The 25,099-nt window shown below is 71.7% G+C and carries 19 protein-coding genes; 11 read left to right on the plus strand and 8 right to left on the minus strand.

Going from position 1 to position 25,099, the window contains the following annotated elements:
* Positions 1–194 precede the first annotated feature (194 nt).
* The 8 genes from STRAU_RS32095 to STRAU_RS32130 all read left to right on the plus strand — a co-directional run bounded on the left by STRAU_RS32095 (position 195) and on the right by STRAU_RS32130 (position 7,997).
* Complete coding sequence (locus tag STRAU_RS32095) at positions 195–1,046, plus strand: M24 family metallopeptidase (protein ID WP_037663319.1); 852 nt, start codon at positions 195–197, stop codon at positions 1,044–1,046.
* A complete protein-coding gene (locus STRAU_RS32100; protein WP_016644579.1) occupies positions 1,043–2,824 on the plus strand; it encodes an SDR family oxidoreductase in 1,782 nt (593 codons plus the stop codon). Before STRAU_RS32095 ends, STRAU_RS32100 begins: the two co-directional genes overlap by 4 nt.
* Positions 2,821–3,750 carry a metal-dependent hydrolase gene (locus tag STRAU_RS32105; RefSeq protein ID WP_016644580.1) on the plus strand — a complete coding sequence of 310 codons (930 nt, stop codon included), beginning with the start codon at positions 2,821–2,823 and terminating at the stop codon, positions 3,748–3,750. Before STRAU_RS32100 ends, STRAU_RS32105 begins: the two co-directional genes overlap by 4 nt.
* 29 nt (positions 3,751–3,779) lie before the next feature.
* The gene (locus tag STRAU_RS32110; protein ID WP_016644581.1) at positions 3,780–4,766 is read left to right on the plus strand and encodes a MerR family transcriptional regulator; all 987 of its coding nucleotides are present in this window, start codon (positions 3,780–3,782) and stop codon (positions 4,764–4,766) included.
* Positions 4,767–4,945: 179 nt separating this feature from the next.
* Entirely contained in the window at positions 4,946–5,494 is a 549-nt protein-coding gene (locus STRAU_RS32115) for an RNA 2'-phosphotransferase (RefSeq protein ID WP_016644582.1), read from the plus strand.
* A 28-nt stretch (positions 5,495–5,522) separates the two neighbouring features.
* Positions 5,523–5,969 (plus strand): hypothetical protein, encoded by a 447-nt coding sequence (locus STRAU_RS32120; RefSeq protein WP_016644583.1) that lies wholly within the window; start codon positions 5,523–5,525, stop codon positions 5,967–5,969.
* Positions 5,970–6,088: 119 nt separating this feature from the next.
* Positions 6,089–6,991, plus strand: a complete 903-nt coding sequence (locus STRAU_RS32125; RefSeq protein ID WP_016644584.1) for an LLM class flavin-dependent oxidoreductase — start codon at positions 6,089–6,091, stop codon at positions 6,989–6,991.
* 139 nt (positions 6,992–7,130) lie between these two features.
* On the plus strand, positions 7,131–7,997 hold the full coding sequence (locus tag STRAU_RS32130) for an HAD hydrolase family protein (protein ID WP_016644585.1): 867 nt from the start codon (positions 7,131–7,133) through the stop codon (positions 7,995–7,997).
* A gap of 96 nt (positions 7,998–8,093) precedes the next feature.
* Here the strand turns inward: STRAU_RS32130 and STRAU_RS32135 are convergent, their stop codons facing one another.
* The 6 genes from STRAU_RS32135 to hisC all read right to left on the minus strand — a co-directional run bounded on the left by STRAU_RS32135 (position 8,094) and on the right by hisC (position 18,905).
* Positions 8,094–9,158 carry a M23 family metallopeptidase gene (locus STRAU_RS32135; protein ID WP_037663322.1) on the minus strand — a complete coding sequence of 355 codons (1,065 nt, stop codon included), beginning with the start codon at positions 9,156–9,158 and terminating at the stop codon, positions 8,094–8,096.
* Between the two features lie 141 nt (positions 9,159–9,299).
* Positions 9,300–11,114 (minus strand): GAF domain-containing sensor histidine kinase, encoded by a 1,815-nt coding sequence (locus STRAU_RS32140; RefSeq protein WP_016644588.1) that lies wholly within the window; start codon positions 11,112–11,114, stop codon positions 9,300–9,302.
* Positions 11,115–11,247: 133 nt separating this feature from the next.
* Complete coding sequence (gene cydD / locus STRAU_RS32145) at positions 11,248–14,844, minus strand: thiol reductant ABC exporter subunit CydD (RefSeq protein WP_016644589.1); 3,597 nt, start codon at positions 14,842–14,844, stop codon at positions 11,248–11,250.
* Positions 14,845–14,889: 45 nt separating this feature from the next.
* Entirely contained in the window at positions 14,890–15,894 is a 1,005-nt protein-coding gene (cydB, locus tag STRAU_RS32150) for a cytochrome d ubiquinol oxidase subunit II (RefSeq protein ID WP_016644590.1), read from the minus strand.
* A 15-nt stretch (positions 15,895–15,909) separates the two neighbouring features.
* On the minus strand, positions 15,910–17,454 hold the full coding sequence (locus STRAU_RS32155; RefSeq protein ID WP_016644591.1) for a cytochrome ubiquinol oxidase subunit I: 1,545 nt from the start codon (positions 17,452–17,454) through the stop codon (positions 15,910–15,912).
* A gap of 362 nt (positions 17,455–17,816) precedes the next feature.
* A complete protein-coding gene (hisC, locus tag STRAU_RS32160) occupies positions 17,817–18,905 on the minus strand; it encodes a histidinol-phosphate transaminase (RefSeq protein WP_016644592.1) in 1,089 nt (362 codons plus the stop codon).
* 495 nt (positions 18,906–19,400) lie between these two features.
* On the opposite strand from hisC, the gene STRAU_RS32165 reads away from it, so the two are divergent.
* The 3 genes from STRAU_RS32165 (at position 19,401) to STRAU_RS32175 (ending at position 23,417) form a co-directional block, all read left to right on the plus strand.
* Entirely contained in the window at positions 19,401–20,522 is a 1,122-nt protein-coding gene (locus STRAU_RS32165) for a LacI family DNA-binding transcriptional regulator (protein ID WP_037663325.1), read from the plus strand.
* A gap of 601 nt (positions 20,523–21,123) precedes the next feature.
* Positions 21,124–22,314: a metallophosphoesterase gene (locus STRAU_RS44125; protein ID WP_397893177.1), complete on the plus strand. Its 1,191-nt coding sequence runs from the start codon at positions 21,124–21,126 to the stop codon at positions 22,312–22,314.
* A gap of 212 nt (positions 22,315–22,526) precedes the next feature.
* On the plus strand, positions 22,527–23,417 hold the full coding sequence (locus STRAU_RS32175; RefSeq protein ID WP_016644596.1) for a hypothetical protein: 891 nt from the start codon (positions 22,527–22,529) through the stop codon (positions 23,415–23,417).
* 171 nt (positions 23,418–23,588) lie between these two features.
* Here the strand turns inward: STRAU_RS32175 and STRAU_RS44990 are convergent, their stop codons facing one another.
* On the minus strand, positions 23,589–24,320 hold the full coding sequence (locus STRAU_RS44990) for a vWA domain-containing protein (protein ID WP_472980061.1): 732 nt from the start codon (positions 24,318–24,320) through the stop codon (positions 23,589–23,591).
* A gap of 29 nt (positions 24,321–24,349) precedes the next feature.
* Complete coding sequence (locus STRAU_RS44995) at positions 24,350–25,093, minus strand: TerD family protein (RefSeq protein ID WP_016644598.1); 744 nt, start codon at positions 25,091–25,093, stop codon at positions 24,350–24,352.
* Positions 25,094–25,099: the final 6 nt, after the last annotated feature.

The following is a 25,099-nucleotide window of genomic DNA, read 5'->3' on the forward strand; positions in this document are numbered from 1 at the left end:
CCCTGAGGGTTCCCCCGGCTGCCCCCTCGGGGAACTTCCGGACCTGTCCCGGACGGTCGTGCAGAACTATTGACGCAGCCGCCATGCATTGTCACATTCATCAGTGTCAAGTTACGAGCGCGTACGGCGATGGTGCGGTGACTCCCGCTGCGGGCGGGGGCTGCCGGGCCGGCGGACACGGGACGGACGGTGGCATGACCTCAGCAGTGAAGGGTGAACTCTCCGCGGAGCTGCGGGGGTTCCAGCAGGTGCAGGCCCTCGCGTACGAATGCGCGGAAGCGGTCGCCGCCCAGCTCAGGCCGGGGGTGACGGAGCGCGGGGCGGCGCGGATGCAGCGGGAGTGGCTGCGGGCGCGGGGGGTGCGGGACTGGTTCCATCTGCCCTTCGCCTGGTTCGGGGACCGCACGGCGTTCGTGAACTTCCGGATACCGCTGCAGTTCTTCCCCACCAACCGCCGCCTCGAGCCGGGGATGCCCTTCATCCTCGACATGGCCCCGGTCTTCAAGGGATATACGGCCGACATCGGATATTCGGGCTGTCTCGGCCTCAACCCCGTGCACGACAAGCTGCTCGCCGACCTGGAGGCGCACCGCGAGCTGATCCTGCGCGAGGTGCGCGAGCGCCGCCCGCTCCGCGAGATCTACGAGAGCGTGGACCGCCTCATGGTCCGCCAGGGGTATGCCAACCGCCACCGCGCGTATCCCTTCGGCGTGATCGCGCACAAGGTCGGCCGGGTCAGGGAGCGCCGCCTGTCCCCGCACGTCTTCGGGTTCGGCACGCAGTCCCTGAAGGGCCTCGCGAGCGACGCGCTGCACGGCCACCGGGACGGCTGGTCCCCCCTGTGGTCGCCGTACAAGTTCTCCGACCACCCGCCGCAGCCGGGCCTGTGGGCGGTCGAGCCGCATCTGGGCTTCCGCGGCACGGGCGCGAAGTTCGAGGAGATCCTGGTCGTCACCGACTCCAGGGACCCGGACGAGAGCGCCTTCTGGCTGGACGACGATCTGCCGCATGTGCGGCGCTGGGCCGAGGAAAGGGCTGCCGCATGACCACCGTGGATCTCTTGGGCGCGCGTGAGCGCTGGGTGCGCACGGGCGACGTGGAGCTGTGCGTCGCCGAGCTGGGTGACGCCGGGCGGCCCACGGTGCTGCTCGTGCACGGCTATCCGGACTCCAAGGAGGTGTGGTCCGAGGTCGCCGCGCGCCTGGCGGAGCGCTTCCACGTGGTGGTGTACGACGTGCGCGGGCACGGCAGGTCGACGGCGCCCAAACCGCTGCGCGGCGGCTTCACGCTGGAGAAGCTCACCGACGACTTCCTCGCGGTCGCGGACGCGGTCAGCCCGGACAAGCCGGTGCACCTGGTGGGGCACGACTGGGGCTCGGTGCAGGCATGGGAGTTCGTGACGGTCCGGCGCACCCAGGGCCGCATCGCGTCCTTCACCTCGATGTCAGGACCGTCCCTTGACCACTTCGGGCACTGGATCAAGAAGCGCATGACCAGGCCCACGCCCCGGCGCGCGGCCCAACTGGCGGGCCAGGGCGCCAAGTCCTGGTACGTGTACATGCTGCACACCCCCGTCCTGCCCGAGCTGGCCTGGCGCGGCCCGCTCGGCAAGCGCTGGCCGAAGATCCTCCAGCGCCTGGAGAAGGTCCCCGCCGACGGCTATCCCACGCTGTCGCTGCCCTCGGACGCCGCGCACGGCGCCTGGCTCTACCGCGACAACGTCCGCGCCCGCCTGCGCAGGCCCCGCGAGGACGCGTACGCCCACGCCCCGGTGCAGCTGATAACGCCCACCGGCGACATCTTCCTCTCCGAGAGCCTCTACGACGACTTGGAGCTGTGGGCCCCGCAGTTGACCCGGCGCAAGCTTCCGGCCAAGCACTGGGTGCCGCGCACCCGCCCGGACCAACTGGCCGCGTGGATCACAGAGTTCGTGACGACCCACGAGGACGGCGGTCCGACGGCCCTGGCGAGCGCGGCGGCCCCGGCCCCGGGGAAGTACGCCGAGCGGTTCTCGGGCCAGCTCGTCCTGGTCACGGGCGCGGGCAGCGGCATCGGGCGGGCCACGGCCTTCGCGTTCGCCGAGGCGGGCGCGCGGGTGATCGCCGTCGACCGGGACGCGGAGGGCGCGGCGCGCACGGCGGAGCTGTCCCGTCTCGTCGGCGCCCCGGCGGCCTGGGCCGAGACGGTCGACGTGAGCGACGAGCAGGCCATGGAGAAGCTCGCCGAGAAGGTCGCCACGGAGTACGGCGTGGTGGACGTCCTGGTGAACAACGCCGGCATCGGCCTCTCCGGCTCCTTCCTCGACACCAGCGCCGAGGACTGGAAGAAGGTCCTCGACGTCAACCTGTGGGGCGTCATCCACGGCTGCCGCCTCTTCGGCAAGCAGATGGCCGAGCGCGGCCAGGGCGGGCACATCGTGAACACCGCGTCCGCGGCGGCCTATCAGCCCTCCAAGGCCCTCCCGGCGTACAGCACGTCGAAGGCCGCCGTCCTCATGCTCAGCGAGTGCCTGCGCGCGGAGCTGGCGGGCCAGGGCATCGGGGTCTCCGCGATCTGCCCGGGCTTCGTGAACACGAACATCACGGCGACGGCCCGCTTCGCCGGAGTCTCCGCCGACGAGGAGAAGCGCCGCCAGAAGAAGTCCGCCCGCCTGTACGGCCTGCGGAACTACCCGCCGGAGAAGGTCGCCGACGCCGTGCTGCGCGCCGTAGTCCGCAATCAGGCCGTCGTGCCGGTCACCCCGGAGGCGCGCGGCGCCCACCTCATGTCCCGCTTCACGCCCAAGGCCCTGCGTGCGATAGCCCGATTGGAGCCGCCGCTGTGAGCACGGAGAACGACACCGCACCCCCCGAGGAGCACTACGCGATCGTGCCGCGCCGGGTCTCGTTCGACTGGGACAGGACACCGCTGCACTGGATACCGGACGAGCCCACCGCCACACACGTCATCAACGTCCTGCACCTGCTGCTCCCGGCGGGGGAGCGGTGGTTCGTGAAGGTCTTCAAGGAGGGCCTGCCGCTGATCACCGACCCGGTGCTCCTGAAGGACGTCAAGGGCTTCATGGGGCAGGAGGCCACGCACAGCGTGCAGCACGCGCACGTGCTCGACCACCTGGCGGCGCAGCGCCTGGACACGGCCGACTTCACGAAGTACGTCGACCTCCTCTTCGAGAAGCTCCTGGGCGAGGAGCCGCCGCTGGGAGCGCCGATCCCGACGCAGGAGTGGCTGCGCTTCCGGCTCGCGATCGTCGCCGCCATCGAGCAGTTCACGGCGGTGCTCGGCGACTGGGTGCTGGACGCCGACGGGCTCGACCGGGCCGGGGCGGACGAGGTCATGCTCGACCTGCTGCGCTGGCACGGCGCGGAGGAGGTGGAGCACCGCTCGGTCGCCTTCGACATGTACCAGCACTGCGGCGGCTCGGGAGCGTCGCGGTACGCCCGCCGGATCACGGCCATGGGGATCACGGCGCCCGTGATGCTCTATCTGTGGATCTGGGGCAGCGCGTATCTCATCCGGCGCGATCCGCAGCTCGCGGGCCGGTTGCGGCTCTCCCTCGGCGAGTTCAACCGGGCGATCGGGAAGGGCCTGCTGCCCGGCTGGCGGGAGCTCGGCGCGGCCGTACCCCGCTATCTGCGGCGGTCGTACCATCCGTCGCAGGAAGGCTCGCTGCGCAAGGCCGTCGCGTATCTGGCGGAGTCGCCCGCGGCGCGGGCCGCCGCGGCGGTGGCGGCACGCGCGGCCATCGCCTAGTAGGCAGCGTCGGCGTCAGGAGGGGGAGCGTGGAGGACAGGTCGGCCACGGAGCCGCACAGCACAGAGCGGCGCGCGGAGTACCGCATAGAGGACCTCGCCCACCACAGCGGGGCCACGGTGCGGACGATCCGGGCCTATCAGGACCGCGGCCTGCTCCCCCGGCCGGAGCGCCGCGGCCGGTCCAATGTGTACGGGGACGCCCATCTGGCCCGGCTGCACCAGATCGCCGACCTGCTCGACCGGGGGTACACCCTGGCGTCCATCAAGGAGCTCCTGGAGGCGTGGGACGCGGGGCGCGGCCTGGGCGGTGTGCTCGGCCTGGTCGCGGAGGTCGACGGCCCCTGGACGGACGAGAAGGCCGACCGGATCACGCGGGCCGAGCTGGACGCGGCGTTCGGCGGCACCCCGGACGACGTGGCGGTGGCGGACGCGATCGCGCTCGGAGTGCTCGAACCGCTGCCGGGCCGCGACGACGAATTCCTGGTGCCGAGCCCGCAAGAGCTGGCGGTGGCCGCAGAGTTGCACGCGGCGGGCGTGCCGCTGTCGGCCATCTCCGGGCATCTGCGGGAGTTGAGGGGACAGGTCGAGCACATCGCGGCGCGTTTCCTGGAGTTCACCAATGAGCATGTCTTCGCGCGCTATCTCGGCCATCACCCGCCGAGCGAGGCGGACGCGGCGGAGGCGGCCGCGCTCGTCCGGCGCCTGCGGCCGCTGGCCCAGAAGTCGGTCGACGCCGAACTGGCCCGCGCGATGCGGATGTTCGCCACCCGGCATCTGCGCCGCCACCTCGACGCGGAGGAACCTCTCCAGCACGGAACCCAGGGCGCCGAGCCGCAGCACGTGGCGCTGCCCGCCGACACAATGCGGGCAGTTCAGGAGCTGGTTGGGCGGGAGAACGCCGCCGCGTTCATCGCCGCGGCCGCCGAACGGGAGGTACAGAGCAGGACATTGGACGCATTGGCCTCAAGTCACCTTGAAGACAAACAAATTGCCCAAATACCGCCGACGGACTGAGAGTTGTCCACAGAATTGTCAACGAGCCTGTGGATAACCGGACTTGGCTGTGGATCAAACCTGTGGGCCGGATTTCCTCGATGAAAAGTCGGCACCCGGGCGGTGGCAGAAAAACAAGTGCGCGGAGAACGGCGGACCGCGACGCTGAGGAGATGCAAGAAGCACACCCGCCGGGCGGAATGGACGACCGGCGCACCGTGAAGGTGTCGAAATACCTGTCGAAGCACCTGCGCCATCAGCCCGAGCGGATCGGGATCACGCTCGACGACGGCGGATGGGTGGACATCGGCACGCTCATCGCGGCCGCCGCGGCGCACGGTTTCCGCTTCACCCGCGCCGAGCTCGACCACGTGGTGGCCGTGAACGACAAGCGGCGCTTCGCGGTCGAGGGCGACCGGATCCGCGCGAGCCAGGGCCACTCCGTCGAGGTGGACCTCCACCTGCCGGCGGCGACCCCGCCCGCGTACCTCTACCACGGCACGGTCGCCCGCCACCTGCCCGCGATCCGCGCCGAGGGGCTGCGCCCCATGAACCGGCACGCCGTGCACCTCTCGCCCGACCGGGACACGGCGACGCGGGTGGGGGCCCGGCGCGGGCGGCCGGTCGTGCTGTCCGTCGACGCGGGCGCGATGCACCGCGACGGCCACCTGTTCCAGGTCAGCGCCAACGGCGTCTGGCTCAGCGCCGCCGTACCACCTGGCTATCTGCGCTTTCCCGAATCCCGCTGAACCTCGCGGCCAGGCATGATCGGGAGCCATGGAGCATCTGCACAGCACCGAGGCCGCCGTCGGCGCGCTGCGCGCGATCGCGGGCGAGTACGAGCGGGAGATCACCGTCGCCCATGACATAGGCGCCGACCGGACCTCCCGCCGGAGTGCCGCGGGCGTGGGCGTGACGACCGACGCGGACGGCTCGCTGCCGCACGAGGCGTTCGTGGAGCTCGGCGGCTCACCGCGGATCTCCGTCCGCCTCTATCCGGACGACGACGCGTTGATCGCCGTCGAAGGCGTCGAGTGCCACGACGTGCCGCGCGACTCGGTGCCCGCGTTCGTGCGGTCGGTCCTCGGCGGCCTCGCGTACGTCAAGGGGCGCCGCTTCCCGCCGGGCTACTGGCTGATCGTGCCGCTGCCCGGGGACGAGACGTACAAGGAGCTGATCCCCATGATCTCGCTCACGCCGTGGCTGAACGCCAGGGTGCGCTGAGCCCGGGGCGGGCGGTGGGCGGGTCCCCGCCGAGCGGTGGGCGGGGTGACCGGCTCCCGGGCACCCCACCGGGCGGTGGGCGGGACGGTCGGCTCCCGGGCCCCCGTACGCTCGATGGCATGAGTCTGCGTCTGAGCACCGTGATCCTGCCCGTCCGCCGCTGGCACGAAGGCGGCAAGGAGCGCTGGCAGCGCGCGGAGGATCTTGGCTTCCACACCGCCTACACCTACGACCACCTCTCCTGGCGGACCTTCCGCGACGGCCCCTGGTTCGGCGCGGTGCCCACGCTGACGGCCGCCGCGGCCGCGACCGAGCGGATCCGGCTCGGCACGCTCGTCACCTCGCCGAACTTCCGGCACCCGGTGACGCTCGCCAAGGAACTGATCACCCTCGACGACGTGTCGAACGGCCGCGTCACGCTGGGGATAGGCGCGGGCGGCAACGGCTTCGACGCCGCCACGCTGCGCCGCGCCGACGAGGAACCCTGGACACCCCGTGAACGCGCGGACCACTTCGGAGAGTTCCTGCCGCTGCTCGACCGGCTGCTCACCGAGGACTCGGTGACGTACGAGGGCGAGCGCTACGCGGCGTACGAGGCGCGGAACATCCCCGGCTGTGTGCAGCGCCCGCGGCTGCCGTTCGCCGTGGCCGCCACCGGCCCGCGCGGTCTGCGGCTCGCCGCGCGGCACGGGCAGGCGTGGGTCACGACGGGCGACCCGAAGGTCTCGGAATCGGGCACCCCGGAGCAGTCCCTCGAGGCCATCCGCGGCCAGGTCGGCAAGCTCGGCGCGGCCTGTGCCGAGATCGGCCGCGACGTCGACGGGCTCGGCAAAGTGCTGCTCACCGGCTTCACCCCGGACCGCCCCCTCGACTCCTTCGACGCCTTCGTCGACTTCGCGGGCAGCCACGCGGAGCTGGGCTTCGACGAGATCGTCCTGCACTGGCCGCTGCCCGGCACGGACTTCGCGGCGGACGAGAAGGTCTTCGAGCGCATCGCGACGGAAGCGCTCGCTCAGCTCTGAGGGCGAGGTGCGCCGCGGCTGTCCTGACCAGGGCAGCCGCGGGTAGCCCGGGGTGCGGCAGGGGCGCACGGGTGTGTGACGCACTCAGATGTGCGCCCCGCCACACACCCGTGCGCGCATATGCGGGACAATCGCGTACGTGACCTCAACCACCCCTCGGCCCCGGACCCCGGCCTCCTCCGTCCCGCCCCGGCTGATCGCCACGGACCTGGACGGCACCCTGCTGCGCGACGACAAGTCCGTCTCGGAACGCACCGTCGCCGCGCTCGCCGCCGCCGAGGCAGCCGGTATCGAGGTCTTCTTCGTGACCGGGCGCCCGGCCCGCTGGATGGACGTCGTCAGCGACCACGTGCACGGCCACGGCCTGGCGATCTGCGGGAACGGCGCCGCGGTGGTCGACCTGCACGGCGGGCCCGGCGGGCACCGCTTCGTGAAGGTGCGGGACCTGTCGCCCGCGACCGCCCTCGACGTCGTCGGCATCCTGCGCGCGGCCGCGCCCGGTACGTCGTTCGCGATCGAGCGGACCGGCGGGGTGCACCACGAACCCGCCTATCCGCCGCTGCACCTGGACCCCGCGGTCGGCGTGGCGCCCGCCGAGAAGCTCCTCACGGCCGAGTCCGACGGCGCCGACCAGCCCATCCTGAAGGTCCTCGCCCACCACCCCGACATCCCGCCGGACGCCTTCCTGACGCTGGCCCGGGTGGCCGTGGGCGCGCGCGTGGAGATCACCCGGTCCAGCCCGACCGCGCTCCTTGAGATCAGCGGCCCCGGTGTCTCCAAGGCCAGCACGCTCGCCCTGTGCTGCGCCGAGCGCGGCATCAGCCACGAGGAAGTCGTCGCCTTCGGAGACATGCCGAACGACGTCGAGATGCTCACCTGGGCCGGCGTCTCGTACGCGATGGGCAACGCCCACGCGGACGTCGTCGCCGCCGCGTCCGGCCGCACCGTCGCCAACAACGAGGACGGCGTGGCGGTGGTCATCGAACGAATACTGGCGCAGCGCTGAGCGCTTCGCTGGATGTGCGGTGATGACCCCTGCGGGCCGGTGGGGGCTGGTCGCGCCCACGCGGCGGAGCCGCACATAGGCAGAGCCCCACACCCCTCAGAGGTCGACTCCCCGCTCCGCCAGCCACTTCACCGGATCCACGCCCGAACCCAGGTCCGGGGTGACGCGTGCTTCGAAGTGCAGGTGCGGGCCCGACGAGTTGCCGGTGGTGCCCGCCTGGCCGACCCACTGTCCGGCGCGCACCCGCTCCCCCTGGTCGACGGCGGCCGACGCGAGGTGCGCGTACTGCGTGTAATAGCCGTCCTCGTGGCGCACCACGACCTCGATGCCGAAGCCGCCGCCGCACGCCACCCGCTCCACCCGCCCGGCGCCCACCGACCGCACCGGGGCGCCGATGTCGACGGCGAAGTCCTGCCCGGTGTGCCGGCCCGCCCAGCGCTCGCCCGCGCTGTCGAAGCCCGCGGACAGGTCGTACGTCTCCAGGGGTGACACCCACGCGCGCGTGGACGACGATTTCGGCCGCGCGAGCCGCACGGCGCCCCGGCACCGACCCGCCGCGACCGACTGGTCGGCCTCGCCCTGCAGCGTCCACCGCGCCGTCTCCAGCTTCTCCTCGATGCCCCGCTTCAGGCTCGCGAGCCGCGCCGTGTGCCGGTCGAGCACGCCCCGGGCACGCTCGGCGGACCGCCTGGCGGTGTCGAGCCTGGCCGCGGCCCGCCGGGTCCGGTCGACGGCGTTGGTGACGGCGAGGTCCGCCTGCCCCAGGAGGCGCCTGCCGCGCAGCAGTTCGTCGGGGTCGTCCGCGAGCAGCAGCCGCGCGGTGAGCGGCATCCCGCCGCCGGTGCGGTACTGGGCGCCGGCCATCCGGCCCAGATCCTTGTGCAGCACGGCGACCTGGCCCTGCTCCTTGGTGAGCAGCCGGTCGAGGCGCGCGACGCGGGCGCGCTGCACGTCGGCCGCCCGCTGCCCGGCCTCGTACCGCAGGGCGGCCGTCTGCGCCTCCTCGTAGAGCCGCGCCACGTCGGCGCCCACGCTGTGGCCGTCGGGGCCCGCTCCGGGGTTCCCGTCGCCCTCCTCGGCGGCGACGGACCGGGGCGCGGAGAGGGCGACGACGGCGCACAGCAGGACCGGCACTACGAGCGGGCGGCGGGACAGACGCATGTCCCGGATCGTTGCCCCCACGCGCGCGGCACGCCCGGAGAACTCGTACGCGTGGGGGGCCGGGTGACCCGTACGGGGCACGGGGATACCGCCGAACAGGGCCCCCGGAACCCCGGCCCCTCAACGAGCGTCCCCCGGACCTCAGTACGGCGCCTGCCACACCACCGTCGTACCGCCGCCGTCCTCGCCGATGCCGGGCCCGTACCAACTGTCGCCGCCCAGCGACTCCGCGCGCCGTTTGAGGTTCTTCAGGCCGCTGCGGCGACCGCCCTCCGCGATGCCGACGCCGTCGTCGGCGACGGTCAGGCGTACGCCCCGCTCGCCGTCCGGCAGGATCAGCGTGGAGTCGACGACGACGTCGATGCGGGCGGCCTGCGCGTGCCGGAAGGCGTTCGACAGGGCCTCGCGCAGCGCCGCGATGAGGTTCTTGCCGGTGAGCTCCCCGACGACCGTGTCGACGGGGCCCACGAAGTGGTGCGAGGGCTTGAAGCCGAGCGGCACGGCCGCCATGTTGATCTCGCGCAGGACGCGGGTGCGCAGCCCCGCGGGCGCCTCGGCGGGCCCCTGCTGGAGCGCGAAGATCGCCGTGCGGATCTCCTGGATCGTCACGTCCAGCTCGTCGACTGCCTTGCCGACGCCCCGCTGCACCTCCGGCACGACGGACCTCCGCTGGGCGCTCTCCAGCATCATCCCGGTGGCGAAGAGCCGCTGGATGACGAGGTCGTGCAGGTCGCGGGCGATGCGGTCGCGGTCTTCGTAGACGGCGAGCCGTTCCCGGTCGCGCTGTGCCTCGGCCATCATCAGCGCAAGGGCGGCCTGCGAGGCGAACTGGGCGGCGAGGGTCCGCTCGGCCTCCGTGAAGGGGCGTGCCCCGCGCGCGCGGGGCGTGACGAGCGTCCCCAGGACCCGGCCGTCGCTCTGCAGGGGCAGCAACATGGCGGGTCCGTAGCTCCGCGCGAGGTCGGTCATGATGCGCGGGTCGGTGGCCGCGTCGTCGATGAACACGGCCTGCCCGTCGAGGAGATCGGCGATGATGCGGCTCTCCGGAGGCACCGCCACGCCGAGCGCCCCGATGGGCTCGTCCGAGGACACGGCGACGATCTCCATGCCGCCCTCCTCGTCGGGCAGCAGCACGATCCCGGCCGCCGAGTCGGCCAGATGCCGCGCCTGCTCGGCGACGACCGCGAGCGCGTCCTCCGCGTCGGAGCCGGAGAGCAGCGCCGTGGTGACCGCCACGGAGCCGTCGATCCACCGCTCGCGCTGCTTGGCGGCCTCGTACAGGCGCGCGTTGCCGATCGCGATGCCGGCCTCCGTGGCGAGCACGCGCACCATGTGCACGTCGTAGTCGCTGAACTCGCCCCCGCCGCGCTTCTCGGTGAGATACAGGTTGCCGAAGATCTCCCCCTGGACCCGGATCGGCACCCCCAGGAAGCTGCGCATCGGCGGGTGGTGGGCGGGGAAGCCGCAGGAGCGCGGGTCGGTGGCGAGGTCGGCGAGGCGCAGGGCCTCCGGCTGGTGGATGAGCGCGCCGAGCAGCCCGCGGTGGCCGTCGGGGAGGCGTCCGATGCGGGTGGCGGTGGCCTCGTCGATGCCGGTGTAGACGAAGTCGGAGAGCCCGTTGCCGTCTTCGGAGACGACGCCGATCGCCGCGTAGCGGGCGTCCGTGAGCTCGGCCGCGGTCTCGCAGATGCGGTCCAGGGTGGTGTGCAGTTCGAGCCCGGTGCCGACGGAACGCATCGCCTCCAGGAGCTGCGGTACGCGCGCGGTCAGCTCGGTGGAAAGACCCTGGAGGCTGCGGGTCGCCCGTGCCGCCGCCTCCGCCGAGTCCGGGGCGGCCTCCGCGCCCGGAACGCGGCCGGCGCCCGACGGGCCCTTGAGGGTGCCTTCCGCTCCCGGGACGACCTCAGGGGTGCCTTCGGGGCGCGGGACGGGAGCGGAGGCCGGGGGGACGGGCATGCCCCGAGCGTAGTTAGTCCGATTTGCCAGGGAAAGTCGAGCCTTCACGGGGCCCCGGGGAGCGCGGCGGGCCGCGGCGCCGTCGTGGACCATCCGCCTCAGCCGCCCGCCGCGCTCCCCGGGGCCGCCGTCGTCAGCCTCCGACCCCGGTCAGCAGATCCGCCGCCGACTCCCGCTCCCGCATCCGCCGCAGCGGCCCGTCGACGGCCACCAGCTCCGCGTACGTACCGCGCTGCGCCACCCGCCCCTCGTCCAGGACGAGCACCTCGTCAACTTTGTCGAGTCCGGCCAGACGGTGCGTGATGAGCACCGTCGTACGGCCTTCGGTGGCCGCGAGCAGGTCGGCGGTGAGGGCGTCGGCCGTCGGCAGGTCGAGGTGTTCGGCGGGCTCGTCGAGTACGAGGACGGGGAAGTCGGCGAGCAGCGCGCGGGCCAGCGCGAGCCGCTGCCGCTGGCCTCCGGAGAGGCGTGCTCCGTGCTCGCCGACGAGCGTGTCGAGCCCGTCGGGCAGGGTCCGGACCCAGCCGTCGAGCCGTGCCTCCGCGAGCGCGCCGTACAGCTCGTCGTCGCCCGCGCCCTTCCGCGCGAGCAGCAGGTTCTCGCGCAGGGAGCTGTCGAAGACGTGCGCGTCCTGCGCGCACAGCCCGACGAAGCGGCGCACGGTGTCGCCGTCGAGCGCCGACACGTCCGTGCCGCCCAGCGTGTACGTCCCCTCGTGCGCGCCCAGGAAGCGCAGCAGGACGTGGGCGAGCGTCGTCTTGCCGGACCCGGACGGGCCGACGACGGCGACGCGGCGGCCGCGCTCCAGGGTGAGGGTGACGTCCGCGAGGGCGTCCCGCTCCTGGCCCTCGTAGCGGGCCCGCAGTGCCTCCAGGCGCAGCGGGAAGGGCGTCCGCGGGGGCTCCGCGAGCGCGGCGGGGGCCGGGACGGGTTCGGCTGCGTCCAGGACCTCGTGGACCCGCTCGGCGCTCTTCTTGACGCGCTGGCGGTACTGCACGGCGAGCGGCAGCCCCATCACCGCCTCGAACGCGGCGAGCGGGGTGAGGACGACGACGGCAAGCGCGACGCCGCCGAGCCGGCCGTCGTGCACGCCCTGGACGCCGACGAGCGCGGCCGCGGCCACGGTGAGGCCGGTGGCGAGCGCGGTGAGGCCGTCGCCGAGCGCGGTGGCGCTGGCCGTGCGGGAGGCGATCCGGGTCAGCTCGGCGTCGGCCTCCTTCGCCTTGTCGGTACGTCGCCGCAGGGCGCCCGCGACCGTCAACTCGGCCGTGCCCGTGAGCAGATCGGCCACCCTGGTGGCGAGCACCCCGCGCGCGGGGGCCAGCTTTCGCTCCGCCCTGCGGGCCACGGCACCGCTCACCAGGGGCACGCCGACGCCCGCGGCGAGCAGGCCGACGGCCAGGACGGCGCCCGCCTCCGGGAGCAGCCAGGCGGTGAACCCGACGGCTCCGGCACTGACGACGGCCGCGGCGCCGGCCGGAAGGAGCCAGCGCAGCCAGTAGTCCTGGAGCGCGTCCACGTCGGCGACGAGGCGGGAGAGCAGGTCGCCGCGGCGGGTGCCGCGCAGGCCCGCGGGGGCGAGGCGTTCCAGACGCCGGAACACGGCGACCCTGGTGTCGGCCAGCATCCGCAGGACCGCGTCGTGCGACACCAGGCGCTCGGCGTAGCGGAAGCAGGCCCTTCCGATGCCGAAGGCGCGGGTCGCCGTGACGGCGATCATCAGGTACATCACCGGGGGCTGCTCCGACGCCCGCGAGATCAGCCACCCGGACGTGGCCATGAGCCCCACGGCACACCCCAGCGCGAGGCTGCCGAGCAGCAGGGCCAACGCGAGCCTCCCCCGACGCTCCCGCGCCGCAGCCCTGACCCGGGCCAACACCCCGCCCTCCGGGCGGGTTTCCCCCCACCCGCCTGCCCGTTCACTCGCTACGGCACGGTCACCGAGCGATGCCTTGTCCTGGTCGACGGCAACTGTCCGACTAACCCTGTGGGCAGCTGGGCCGCCCAGGGGGCGAGTGGGGCCTCCCCTGCTCGAGCGAAGCCGAGAGCTTGGGGAAGGGTGGGCACAGCCCACGCCTGCGGCACCCTCCGCTGCAACCTCCACCCGCACCACCCGGTCGGCCACGTCCAGCAAAGCGGGCCGGTGCACCACCAACACCACAGTCCGGCCGACAGCCAGCCTCCGCACCGCCTCGACAACGCCCGCCTCCGTCTCCCCGTCCAACGCGGCGGTGGGCTCGTCAAGCAGCACCACAGGCCGGTCGGCCAGAAACGCCCGCGCGAGAGCAACCCGCTGCCGCTGCCCGGCGGAGAGCCCGCCTCCGTCCTCCCCCAGGAGGGTCTCCACGCCGAGCGGCAGCCCGGCCACGAACTCCCATGCCCCAGCCGCACGCAGCGCGTCCACCACGGCCGCGTCATCCGCCCCGGGCCGGGCAAGCCGCACATTCTCAGCAATGCTCCCGGCAAAGAGATGCGGCCGCTGCGGCACCCAGGCGACCCGCTCCCGCCACTCCTCCAGGGAAACCTCGGCCAGCTCGGCCCCGCCGACCAGCACCCGCCCCTCCGTAGGCGGCACAAAGCCCAACAACACGTTCAGCAGCGTCGACTTGCCGGATCCGCTCGGCCCCACCAGGGCCACCGTCTCCCCGGGCTCGACGGCGAACGACGCCCCGGAAACGGCGTCGGCCTCCCGCCCGGGGTAACGAACCGTCACCCCCTCCACGGCCACGCCCACCGCACCGCCGCCAGGCAGGGCCCCCGACCCCCCGGCCGGAACCGGGGTCTCAAGGACCGCGAAGATCTCCTCCGCCGCAGCAAGCCCCTCCGCCGCCGCGTGGTACCGCGCCCCCACCTGCCGCAGCGGCAAGTACGCCTCGGGCGCGAGGATCAGGATCACCAGGCCGTCGTACAGCTCCATGTCGCCGTGGACGAGCCGCATGCCGATGGTGACGGCGACCAGCGCCACCGAGATCGTGGCGAGCAGCTCCAGGGCGAACGACGACAGGAACGCGATACGCAGCGTCCGCATCGTCGCCCGCCGGTACTCACCGGTGATCTTCCGGATCGACTCGGCCTGCGCCTTGGCGCGGCCGAACACCTTCAGCGTCGGCAACCCCGCGACGACGTCGAGGAAGTGGCCGGACAGCCGGGAGAGGAGCTGCCACTGCCGGTCCATGCGGGCCTGCGTGGCCCAGCCGATCAGCATCATGAAGACCGGGATGAGCGGCAGCGTCCCCACGATGATCGCCGCCGACACCCAGTCCTCGGTGACCACACGCAGCAGCACCGCGGCCGGCACCACCACCGCGAGCCCCAACTGCGGCAGATAGCGCGAGAAGTAGTCGTCGAGCGCGTCCACACCCCGCGTGGCCAGGGTGATGAGGGATCCGGTCCGCTGGCCGGTCAGCCACCCGGGACCGAGCGCCCCCGCCCGCTCCAACAGGCGCCCCCGCAGCTCCGACTTGACCGCCGCGCTCGCCCGGTGCGCGGCGAGTTCGGTCAGCCAGGCCACCACCGCCCTGCCCACGGCCACGACCGCGAGCAGGACCAGCGGCGTCCCCAAGTCGCCGACGGCGAAACCGCGCTGGAAGCCGCCCACCACGATCTCGGCGATCAGCATGGCCTGGGCGACGACCAACCCCGCTCCGGCCAGGCCGAGAACCACCACGGCCGCCAGGAAGAAGCGGGTGGCGCGGGCGTACCGGAACAGGCGCGGGTCGATCGGTTTCACGTGAAACACACCTTCCCAAGGACCATGGGCGTACGGAGAGTTGGTTCAGTGCGCGGCGTCGGCGATGTGCTGCGTACCGATCCGCTTGCGGAACACCCAGTAGGTCCACGACTGGTAGAGCAGCACGATCGGCGTGGCGACGCCCGCGCACCAGGTCATGATCTTCAGGGTGTAGGGCGTGGACGAGGCGTTGGTGACCGTGAGGCTCCACTCCTCGTTCAGCGAGGACGGCATGACGTTCGGGAAGAGCGACAGGAAGAGCATCGCGACGGCGGCGACGATGGTCAGACCCGAGAGCGCGAATGACCAGCCCTCGCGCCCGAGTTTGATCGCCACGATGGCCGCTGCCAGGGCCACCACCGCCACGAGCATCGCGACCAGGCTCTTGCCGTCACCGTTGTCGGCCTGGGTCCAGATCAGGAAACCGAGCGCGAGCACCGCCGTGATCAGCCCCAGGGCGAGCGCCAGCTTGCGCGCCCGCATCCGGATGTCGCCCACGGTCTTCAGCGCGGTGAACACCGTGCCGTGGAAGGTGAAGAGGGTGAGGGTGACCAGGCCGCCCAGGAGCGAGTACGGGTTGAGCAGGTCCCAGAAGTTGCCCACGTACTCCTTGTGCGCGTCGATCTTCACGCCGCGCACGATGTTGCCGAAGGCCACGCCCCACAGCAGCGCCGGGATCAGCGAGGTCCAGAAGATCGCGTGCTCCCAGTTGGTCTGCCAGCGCTCCTCGGGCCGCTTCGCCCGGTACTCGAAGGCGACACCGCGGATGATCAGGCAGAGCAGGATGATCAGCAGCGGCAGATAGAAGCCGGAGAACAGCGTCGCGTACCACTCGGGGAAGGCCGCGAAGGTCGCGCCGCCCGCGGTGAGCAGCCACACCTCGTTGCCGTCCCACACGGGTCCGATGGTGTTGATCAGGACCCGCTTCTCGGTCCGGTCACGGGCGAGCAGCTTGGTGAGGACCCCGACCCCGAAGTCGAAGCCTTCGAGGAAGAAGTAGCCGGTCCACAGGACGGCGATGAGGACGAACCAGACGTCGTGAAGTTCCATGTGCGTCTACCTCCTTCAGTACGAGAAGGCCATGGGCCGGTCGGCCTCGGCTTCGGGATCGGTGTCCGCGCTCGCCCCGCCGGGCGGCCCGCCGATCTTGGTGGGCGGGTTGAGGTCGGCCTCGGTCAGCTCCGGCGGACCCTTGCGGACGTACTTGAGCAGCAGCCGGACCTCGATGACGGCGAGGATCGCGTAGATGAGCGTGAAGACGATCAGTGAGGTGAGCACCTCGCCCTGCGAGACGCCGGGGGAGACCGCGTCCTCGGTCTTCAGGACGCCATAGACCACCCAGGGCTGGCGGCCCGTCTCGGTGAAGATCCAGCCCCAGGCGGTGCCGATGAGCGGGAAGATCAGCGTCCACTGGGACAGCCGCCACCACCAGGTCCCGAGCCTCGGGGCCAGCTCCCGGTTCTTGGTGAGCATCAGCTTCGGTACGTCGTCCTCGCCGGTGCGGTGCTCGGGGGCGAGCCAGAACTTGCGCCGGGTGAGCCAGAGTCCGGCGGTGCACAGGATCATGGAGACCCCGCCGAAGCCGATCATCCAGCGGTAGGACCAGTACGCGGTGGGGATGTTGGGCCGGTAGTCGCCGGGCCCGAACTTGTCCTGCGCTTCCTTGTTGAGGTCGTTGATGCCGGGGATCTCCGCGCTGAAGTTGTTCTTGGCGAGGAAGGAAAGCACCCCGGGGATCTCTATGGCGACCTCGTTGTGGCCCTTGGCGACGTCGCCGTACGCGAAGAGCGAGAACGGGGCGGGCTTCTCGGATTCCCACAGGGCCTCGGCGGCCGACATCTTCATCGGCTGCTGCTCGTACATGACCTTGCCGAGGGTGTCGGCGCTGATCACGGTGAGCAGGGTGCCGACGAACGCGGTGACCAGGCCGACCCGCAGCGACATCCGCATGGTGCGGGTGTGCTGCTTCTTGCGCAGGTGGAAGATCGCGATGCCGGTCATGAAGGCGCCGCCGACCAGGATCGACGCCGCGATGACATGGAAGAAGTTGACGAGCGTCGTCTCCTGGAAGAGCACCTTGGCGAAGTCGGTGAGCTCGGCGCGCTTCACCCCGTCCCGCTCCGCGATCTTGTAGCCGACCGGGTGCTGCATGAAGGCGTTCGCCGCGATGATGAAGTACGCCGACAGGACGGTTCCGATGGAGACCATCCAGATCGTCGCGCAGTGCAGCTTCTTCGGGAGCTTGTCCCATCCGAAGATCCACAGGCCGATGAAGGTCGACTCGAAGAAGAAGGCGATCAGGGCCTCGAAGGCCAGCGGGGCGCCGAAGACGTCGCCGACGAAGCGCGAGTAGTCGGACCAGTTCATGCCGAACTGGAACTCCTGCACGATGCCGGTGACGACGCCCATCGCGATGTTGATCAGGAACAGCTTGCCCCAGAACTTGGTCGCTCTGAGGTAGTGCTCCTTGCCCGTCCGTACCCAGGCCGTCTCAAGGATCGCCGTGAGGGCGGCCAGGGAGATCGTCAGGGGGACGAAGAGGAAGTGGTAGACGGTGGTGATACCGAACTGCCATCGCGCCAGTGTTTCCGGCGCCAGAGCCAGGTCCACGTCGACTTCTCCTTACGGCCGTGTTCATAGCGGGCAGTTTGCCCCTTATGTCACAGACATCCCTGGAGCAACTGGGACACGCTTGTGAACGCGTTCACATTCACAAGCATTATGGCGCACGGACTGTCGAGGGTCGAAAGGGGGGTCCCCTTACCCCGGGGAACGGGGCATTTCGGGGGCGCGCGGGGGGCAGATCGCCGCCTGGACGTGGGGGCCGTCGCGCCCCTGCGCGGAGCGTGCGGGGCCACACCGGTCTCGCGAGGCGACGAGTGCCGCCTCGCGAGTCCGTGCCATGTGCTCGACCGGGGTCGACGGGGATCCGGTCGACCTGGCCGGTCGGCCGACCCGGCCGACCGCGGAGGCTAGAGCTCCTTGCGGAAGCCCTCGGCCGTCTTGAGGAAGATGTCGTTGGCCTCGGTCTCGCCGATGGTGACGCGCACGCCCTCGCCGGGGTAGGGCCGCACGATCACGCCGGCCTGCTCGCAGACGGTGGCGAAGTCGACCGTCCGGTCACCGAGACGCAGCCACACGAAGTTCGCCTGCGTCTCGGGCACGGTCCAGCCCTGCTCCCGCAGCGCGTCCTGCACCCGCGTGCGCTCGCCGAGCAACGCGCCGACCCGGCCGAGCAGTTCGTCCTCCGACCGTAGCGACTCCACCGCGGCGTCCTGCGCGAGCTGGTTCACGCCGAAGGGCACCACCGTCTTGCGCAGCGCCGCGGCCACCGGCTCGTGGGCGATGGCGAAGCCGACACGCAGGCCGGCCAGGCCGTACGCCTTGGAGAAGGTGCGCAGGACGCAGACGTTCGGCCGGTCCCGGTACAGATCCAGGCCGTTCGGCGTCTCGGGGTCGCGGACGAACTCCACGTACGCCTCGTCGATCACGACCAGGATGTCCTTCGGCACCCGGTCCAGGAACCGCACCAGGTCGGCCTTCTTGACCACGGTGCCGGTCGGGTTGTTCGGGTTGCAGACGAAGATCAGGCGGGTGCGGTCGGTGATCGCGTCGGCCATCGCGTCGAGGTCGTGCACCTCCCCCGGCGTCAGCGGCACCATCACGGACTTTCCGCCGCCGACCGTGGTGACCACCGGGTACCCCTCGAAGGACCGCCAGGCGTAGAGCACTTCGTCGCCCGGCGTGACCGTCGCCATGACCAGCTGCTGCGAGAGGCCGACCGAACCCACGCCGACGGCGACGTGCGGGACGGGCACCCCGAAGCGGTCCGCGATCTCGTTCAGGAGGCGGTCGCAGCCGTAGTCCGGGTAGCGGTTGAAGGACCCGGCCGCCGCGACCGCGCGCTCCATCACACCGGGGAGCGGCGGGTAGGGGTTCTCGTTGGAGGACAGCTTGTACACGACAGGGCCGCCGCCCTCGCCGCTCTCGGCGTTCCTGCCCGGCTTGTAGGCGGGGATACCCTCCAGCTCGGCGCGCAGCCTCGGGCTCGTCTCGCTCACCGCGGTCCTCCTAGTGATCTTCGTAAATCCCAGTGATCATCCGCACTTCAATGATTCTCACCTTATGAGGATTCGGCGCCGCTGCGAATGGGGTGACGGCTTCGGTCCTGGCGGGCGGCGGCGCAGGGCGAGCGGAAGCCGCGGCCCGCGCGGCCCCCTGCCACCGTACGCACCGCCGCCCGAGGACGTACACGGGCAGCCGTCACCCGGGGGGGCGGCAGCGCCCGGACCCGGGGGGAGCGCTCCCCGCCCCGGCACGCGCCGGTGGCTCGCTCCGTGGCGCGCGTCCCCCGTAGAGGTGAGTTGAGACCTCTTCGAGACCTCGGTCAATTGGCAGGCCCCCGCGCGACGACAAGGGAGCGATGCCTTACTTGGCGCCCAACTCTCTTTGTTTCCAAGGTCATTGACGGCCTTCCACCATGCAGAAACGTGCCTGTCAACGGGTGCATATGCGTCCGCACTACCCACCCCCATGAGCCCTACTATCGGCTCGCCATGACAGCAGCAGGGAAGCACCAGGTGAGCCGAGCGGAGACCTCCCGCCGGGGCAACCGGCAGAGCCGAGCAGGCATCAGAGACGTCGCCGCCGCAGCCGGTGTCTCCATCACGACTGTCTCCGACGCGCTCAACGGCAAGGGGCGATTGCCCGATGCCACGCGACGCCATGTCCGCGAGGTCGCCGACCGCCTGGGTTATCGCCCATCGGCCGCGGCCCGAACCCTCCGTACCGGAAAGTCGGGCCTCATCGGCCTCACCGTGACGACGTACGGGGATGAACCTTTCACCTTCACGGAATTCGCGTACTTCGCGGAGATGGCGAGAGCCGCCACCTCGGCCGCCCTCGCCCGGGGCTACGCCCTGGTCATCCTCCCCGCGACCTCGCGCCGCAGCCCGGTCGACGTGTGGTCCAACGTCGCCCTCGACGGCACAGTCGTCGTCGACCCGTCCGACCACGACCCGGTGGTCAGCGAGCTGGTGCGGCAGGGGCTCCCGGTCGTCTCGGACGGGCGGCCCGCCGGGTCGCTGCCGGTCACGGCCTGGGTGGACAACGACCACGAGGCCGCGGTCCTGGAGATCCTGGAGCATCTGGCGGCGGCCGGAGCCCGCCGCATCGGCCTGCTCACGGGCACCACCACGGACACGTACACCCATCTCTCCACGACCGCCTATCTGCGCTGGTGCGAGCGCGTGGGGCAGGATCCGGTGTACGAGTCCTACCCCGCGCACGACCCGTGCGCGGGCGCCGTCGCCGCCGACCGGCTGCTCGCCAGGCCCGACCGGCCGGACGCCGTCTACGGCCTGTTCGATCCGAACGGCACCGACCTGCTCGCCGCGGCCCGCCGCTACGGCCTGCGCGTACCGGACGATCTGCTCCTGGTGTGCTGCAGCGAGTCGACCGTGTACGCCACCACCGAACCGCCGATCACCACGCTCTCGCTGAAGCCCCGGCGCATCGGCACCGCCGTCGTCCAGCTCCTCATCGACGCCATCGAGGGCCTCGACGCGGGCCGGCCCATCGAGCAGGTGATACCGACCGAACTGATCGTGCGCACCTCGTCCGAGCGACGTCCGCCACGTACGACGGTCAGCCCGCCCCGCTCGCCGGGTCACGGCTGACCTACCCACCGATCGGCCCGGGGCCCCCGACCTGCGGATAAACCTGGGGAAACCTCGGGCCAATTCGGGAGAAAACCGCAGTGAACTGGGGCTCCGCACCGATTCACCACCCCTGGTGCACCACACAGCGACAGCCGCATTCCTATGATGGGCGGACGACACCGGGGGCCGCTGCGACCAGGCAGTCCGATCCCGGTGCAGATGCGGCGCAATGGTGGTGGAGGGGTCGATGACTCAGGGGGCCGGTCAGGGACCCGAGGTGCGGACGGCGACGCTGCGCGACTTCCGCGTGCCCGCGTACGTCTATGAAGGCGTCCGTGAGACCGGCCGGGCCGCCGCGCAGGCTCAGGAGCAGGATGCTGCGCAGGCCCACGAGCAGGATGCCGCGCACGCTCAGGAGCAGGGCGCCGCGCAGGCCCAGGAGCAGGCCCCTGCCCAGGCTCACGTCCGGCGGCAGGACGCGGCCCCGGCGCCCGTGTCCGGGCAGAACCTGGGTGCGCCCCAGGCGTCCGGGCCCGCCCCTCAGGGGCCCGCCCAGGGCGCCCCGGTGGAGCACGCGGCTCGGCCCGAGCAGTCCCACCCCGCCGCGTCCGTGCGGCCGCTGCAGGCTTCCGTACAGCAGCAGCCCCCCGTAGCCCCGCAGCCCGCCGTACAGCAGCCGACTGCCGCACAGCAGCCGCTGGAGCAGCAAGCCCCCGTCCAGCCGCAGACCCCCGCACAACCGCAGCCCCCCGCGCAGCCGCAGGCCGTCGCACAGCCGCAGACCCCCGCGCAGTCGCAGCACCCCTCCGCCCCGGCCGCCCCCGGCCCCGTGGTGCGGAACGCCGCCGCCCACCCCGGGTCCGCCGGTGAGGCCCCGGAGGGATACACGCCCACCGAGCGGGACCTGCCGGTCATCAACCGCGGCGACACCGTGCAGGTCGAGGTGCGCGAGATGCCCGAGCCGCCGCCCGCCCCGGACCCCGGCGGCATGGGCCCGCTGTACGTCGTCGGCGACGTGCACGGCTACCTGGACGAACTCGTCGCCGCCCTCGCCGCCGAGGGGCTGATCGACGCGGACGGCAACTGGTCCGCGGGCAACACGCGGCTGTGGTTCCTCGGCGACTTCACCGACCGCGGGCCCGACGGCATCGGCGTCATCGACCTGGTGATGCGCCTGTCCGCCGAGGCCGCGGCCGCCGGCGGCTACTGCAAGGCCCTCATGGGCAACCACGAGCTGCTGCTCATCGGCGCCAAGAAGTTCGGCGACACCCCGGTCAACTCCGGCGCCGGCACCGCCACGTTCCAGGCCGCCTGGCTCCTCAACGGCGGTCAGAAGACCGACATGGAGCGCCTGGAGGACCACCACCTGCAGTGGATGGCCCGCCTCGACGCCATCGAGGAGGAGGACGGGCACCTGCTCGTGCACTCCGACACCACCGCCTACCTCGACTACGGCGACTCGATCGAAGAAGTCAACGACACCATCCGCGAGGCGCTCACGCGCAACGACGCCGACGAATACTGGGACCTGTTCCGCAAGTTCACCAAGCGCTTCGCCTTCCGCGACGACTCCGGCCCCGCCGCCGTACGCGAACTCCTCGACGTCTACGGCGGCAGCCGCATCGTCCACGGCCACAGCCCCATCCCGTACCTCCTCGGCGAAGTCGGCTCCGAGTACGACGGCGACGAGGACGGCCGCCCGGTCATCGAAGGCCCGCACATCTACGCCGACGGCCTCGCCATCGCCATGGACGGCGGCGTGACCATGGCCGGAAAGCTGCTGGTCTGCCAACTCCCGCTGGACCGCTGACACGTTCGGACGCTTCGGAACGTTCGCGGCGAACGTTCACGGGGCACGTGCCCCTATACAGGATCTCGCTGGCCAGGGGGCCAATTCTGGTTAACCCCTGTCACCGCGTGCCGTCACCGCTCTACCATCGGCTTATCCGTAGCAGGCTCCCCTCCGTTTCTGCCCGACGGCTCGTAGCCATGCGAGCCCCAAGCCCTACGGAGCATCGGGGGATGCACATGAACAGCGCTCCACATCTGCTCAATGAGGACCGCCCCCAATACGAGCGGGTCCTCGATGAGGCGCTGCGCACCGCACCGAACCACCCGGAGCTGGCCGCGGTGGGCCAGCGACTCAACCCCGAGCAGCTGCGCACGATGGCTCTCAACGCCACCGCACTGATCACGGCCGCCGCCGCGGCCGAGTATCACCACTATGTGAAGGTCCGTGAGGAAGGACGCGACCCCGGACCCTCATCGTCGTCCTCGTCGATCCGTGAAGGGAGCGGATCAAGCTCCAGCTCGACCGAATCCGGAACCGGCGGCGTCAGCCTCGCCACCACCATGGGCGAGGTCACCGAAACCGCGGGCGCCGGACTGGTCGCCGTGATCGCGGTGCTCGCGCCCGTCCTCGCCGGGACGGCCGCCGCGATCTTCCTGCTCGTCGGCTACATCCTGAAGATGCTCGACCCCGAGCCCGCCTTCGCGGACACCCTGCTCACCGCCGGGTGGCTGTTCGGCGCGCTCACGGCGGGCGCCATCCTGGTCGCCGCGGTCGGCCTGCTCCTGACCGCCCTGCGCAACGGCTCCACCTCCCTCCAGGCAGGCTCGCACCATGAGCGGAGCGAGGAAGTGGACCGGGCCAGGGAAGCCTGGTGCCAGGCGCTCCTGGAGCGTGGCGTCCTGCCCTTCCTGCGCGAGGCACTCGCGGATCCGGACGCGACGAAGGCGCCCGCGACCCGCGCGTCATCGCCCGGACCGGCCGGGCGCATGCCCCAACTCGGCTATCACCGACCGGGCTTCAGCAGCCCGGACGGCGGCTCGACCACGGGTACGCGCCCGAGCTACAGCAGCCCGGACTTCTCCAGTCCGGACTACGGAGGGCCCGAGCACCCGCCGGAGTAGTCCCACACCGAACGGGGGCTTTGGCGCGCCGCCAACGGCGGATGGCGGCGCGAAGGCCCGGCCTCGGGCTGTCCGGACTGGACGGGCTGTTCGGACTGGTCGGGCTGGTCGGGCTGGTCGGGCTGGTCGGGCTGGTCGGGCTGGTCGGGCTGGTTCGTGGTGCCGCCCGGCTCAGAGAATTCCCGCCTGGCGTGCGGCGGTCATCCAGTCGGGGAACTCGGACAACAGCCGGTCGTACAACTCCGGGTCCGGGACCGTACTGATGTCGTCCACCGCGAAGAAGCCGACATTGTCGACGCGGCGGCCCGGCAGCGTGTCGAACCGCTCCAGGACTCCGTAGTTGGACTGCCCCAGGCCCACGAACTGCCAGAAGATCGGCTCCTCCACCGCGTCCCTGAGCTCCCGCTCGATCTCCGTGTTGCGGTAGACACCGCCGTCCGAGAAGAACAGCACCAGCGTGGGGGCCGCGGTCGGGTTCTCCCGTACGTACGCCCGGACCTGGGCGATCACCTTCTGTTCCTCGTTCTGGATGCCCACCGACCGCATGTCGATCTGATCGTCCCGTAGGCCCTTCTTCCGCTTGCCGGGACGGTAGAAGAGGCCCACCTCACCGACCCGGACGTGCAGCCGCAGCCAGTCGGGCAGGTCGCCGATGGTCAGATCGGGCAGCCGGGCCGGATGCGAGGCGAACGTCCACGCCTGCATCTCGCCGTCGTCGTCCAACTGCGCGGCCACGGCGGCCATGCGCTCCACCACATCGGCCACGATGCCCTTCGAGTACAGGAACGACATGGACCCGGAGGCGTCGAGTACGAGGATGACGCGCGCCGTGACCCCCTCCGCGCCATGCTTGCGCAGGCTGACCGCCACCTGCTCCTTGCGCAGCGACAGTCGCTTGCGCATGTCCACGGGGAGCTGGTCCTCGCCCTTGATCAGGCGGGGGCCGGGGGGTGGGGCGGGGGCGGCGGGTGCGGCTGGTGCTGCGGGCCCGGTGGGCGCGGCGGGCGGTCGTGCGGCGGCCGGGGCGGTCGTGCGGCGGCCGGAGCCGCAGGGGGCGCCGGAGCCGCGGGGGTTGCTGGAGCCGCAGGGGTTGCTGGAGCCGCCGGAGCCGCCGGAGCGTCGTCCACCGTGATCCCGAAGTCCGTGGCCAGTCCGGCGAGTCCGGAAGCGTATCCCTGCCCCACCGCGCGGAACTTCCACTGCCCGCCACGCAGATACAACTCGCCGCCTATGAACGCCGTCTCCGTCGACGCGGTCATGTCGAAACGCGCGAGCTCGGCCTGTGTCCCCGCGTCCAGCAGCCGCAGCGTGAGCCCGGCCATCTGCCCGAACGTGCCGCCGTCGGCCGAGGCGCACAGCAACACCCGCTCGACCGCGGGCTCCAGCGCGTGCAGCTCCACCTCGACCGTGTCCGTCGTGACCCCGGCGGCACTCTGTTTGCCCAGGTGCCGCACGGTGTCGGAGGTGTGCCGCGGCTGGTTGTAGAAGACGAAGTCCGGGTGGTTGTAGAAGACGAAGTCGCCGTCGTCACGCACGCGTCCGGCCGCGGTGAGCAGCAACGCCGAGGCATCCGCGGCGGGCACGCCCGGCCCCTCGGACCAGGCGAGCTCGGCACGTACCGCGGAAGAGCCGACGGGGATGTTGGCACCCTTGCTCAGGGAACTACTGGCTGTCATACGGCC

The organism is Streptomyces aurantiacus JA 4570 (assembly GCF_000414115.1).
In the GTDB taxonomy this organism is placed as follows: Bacteria; Actinomycetota; Actinomycetes; order Streptomycetales; family Streptomycetaceae; genus Streptomyces; species Streptomyces aurantiacus_A.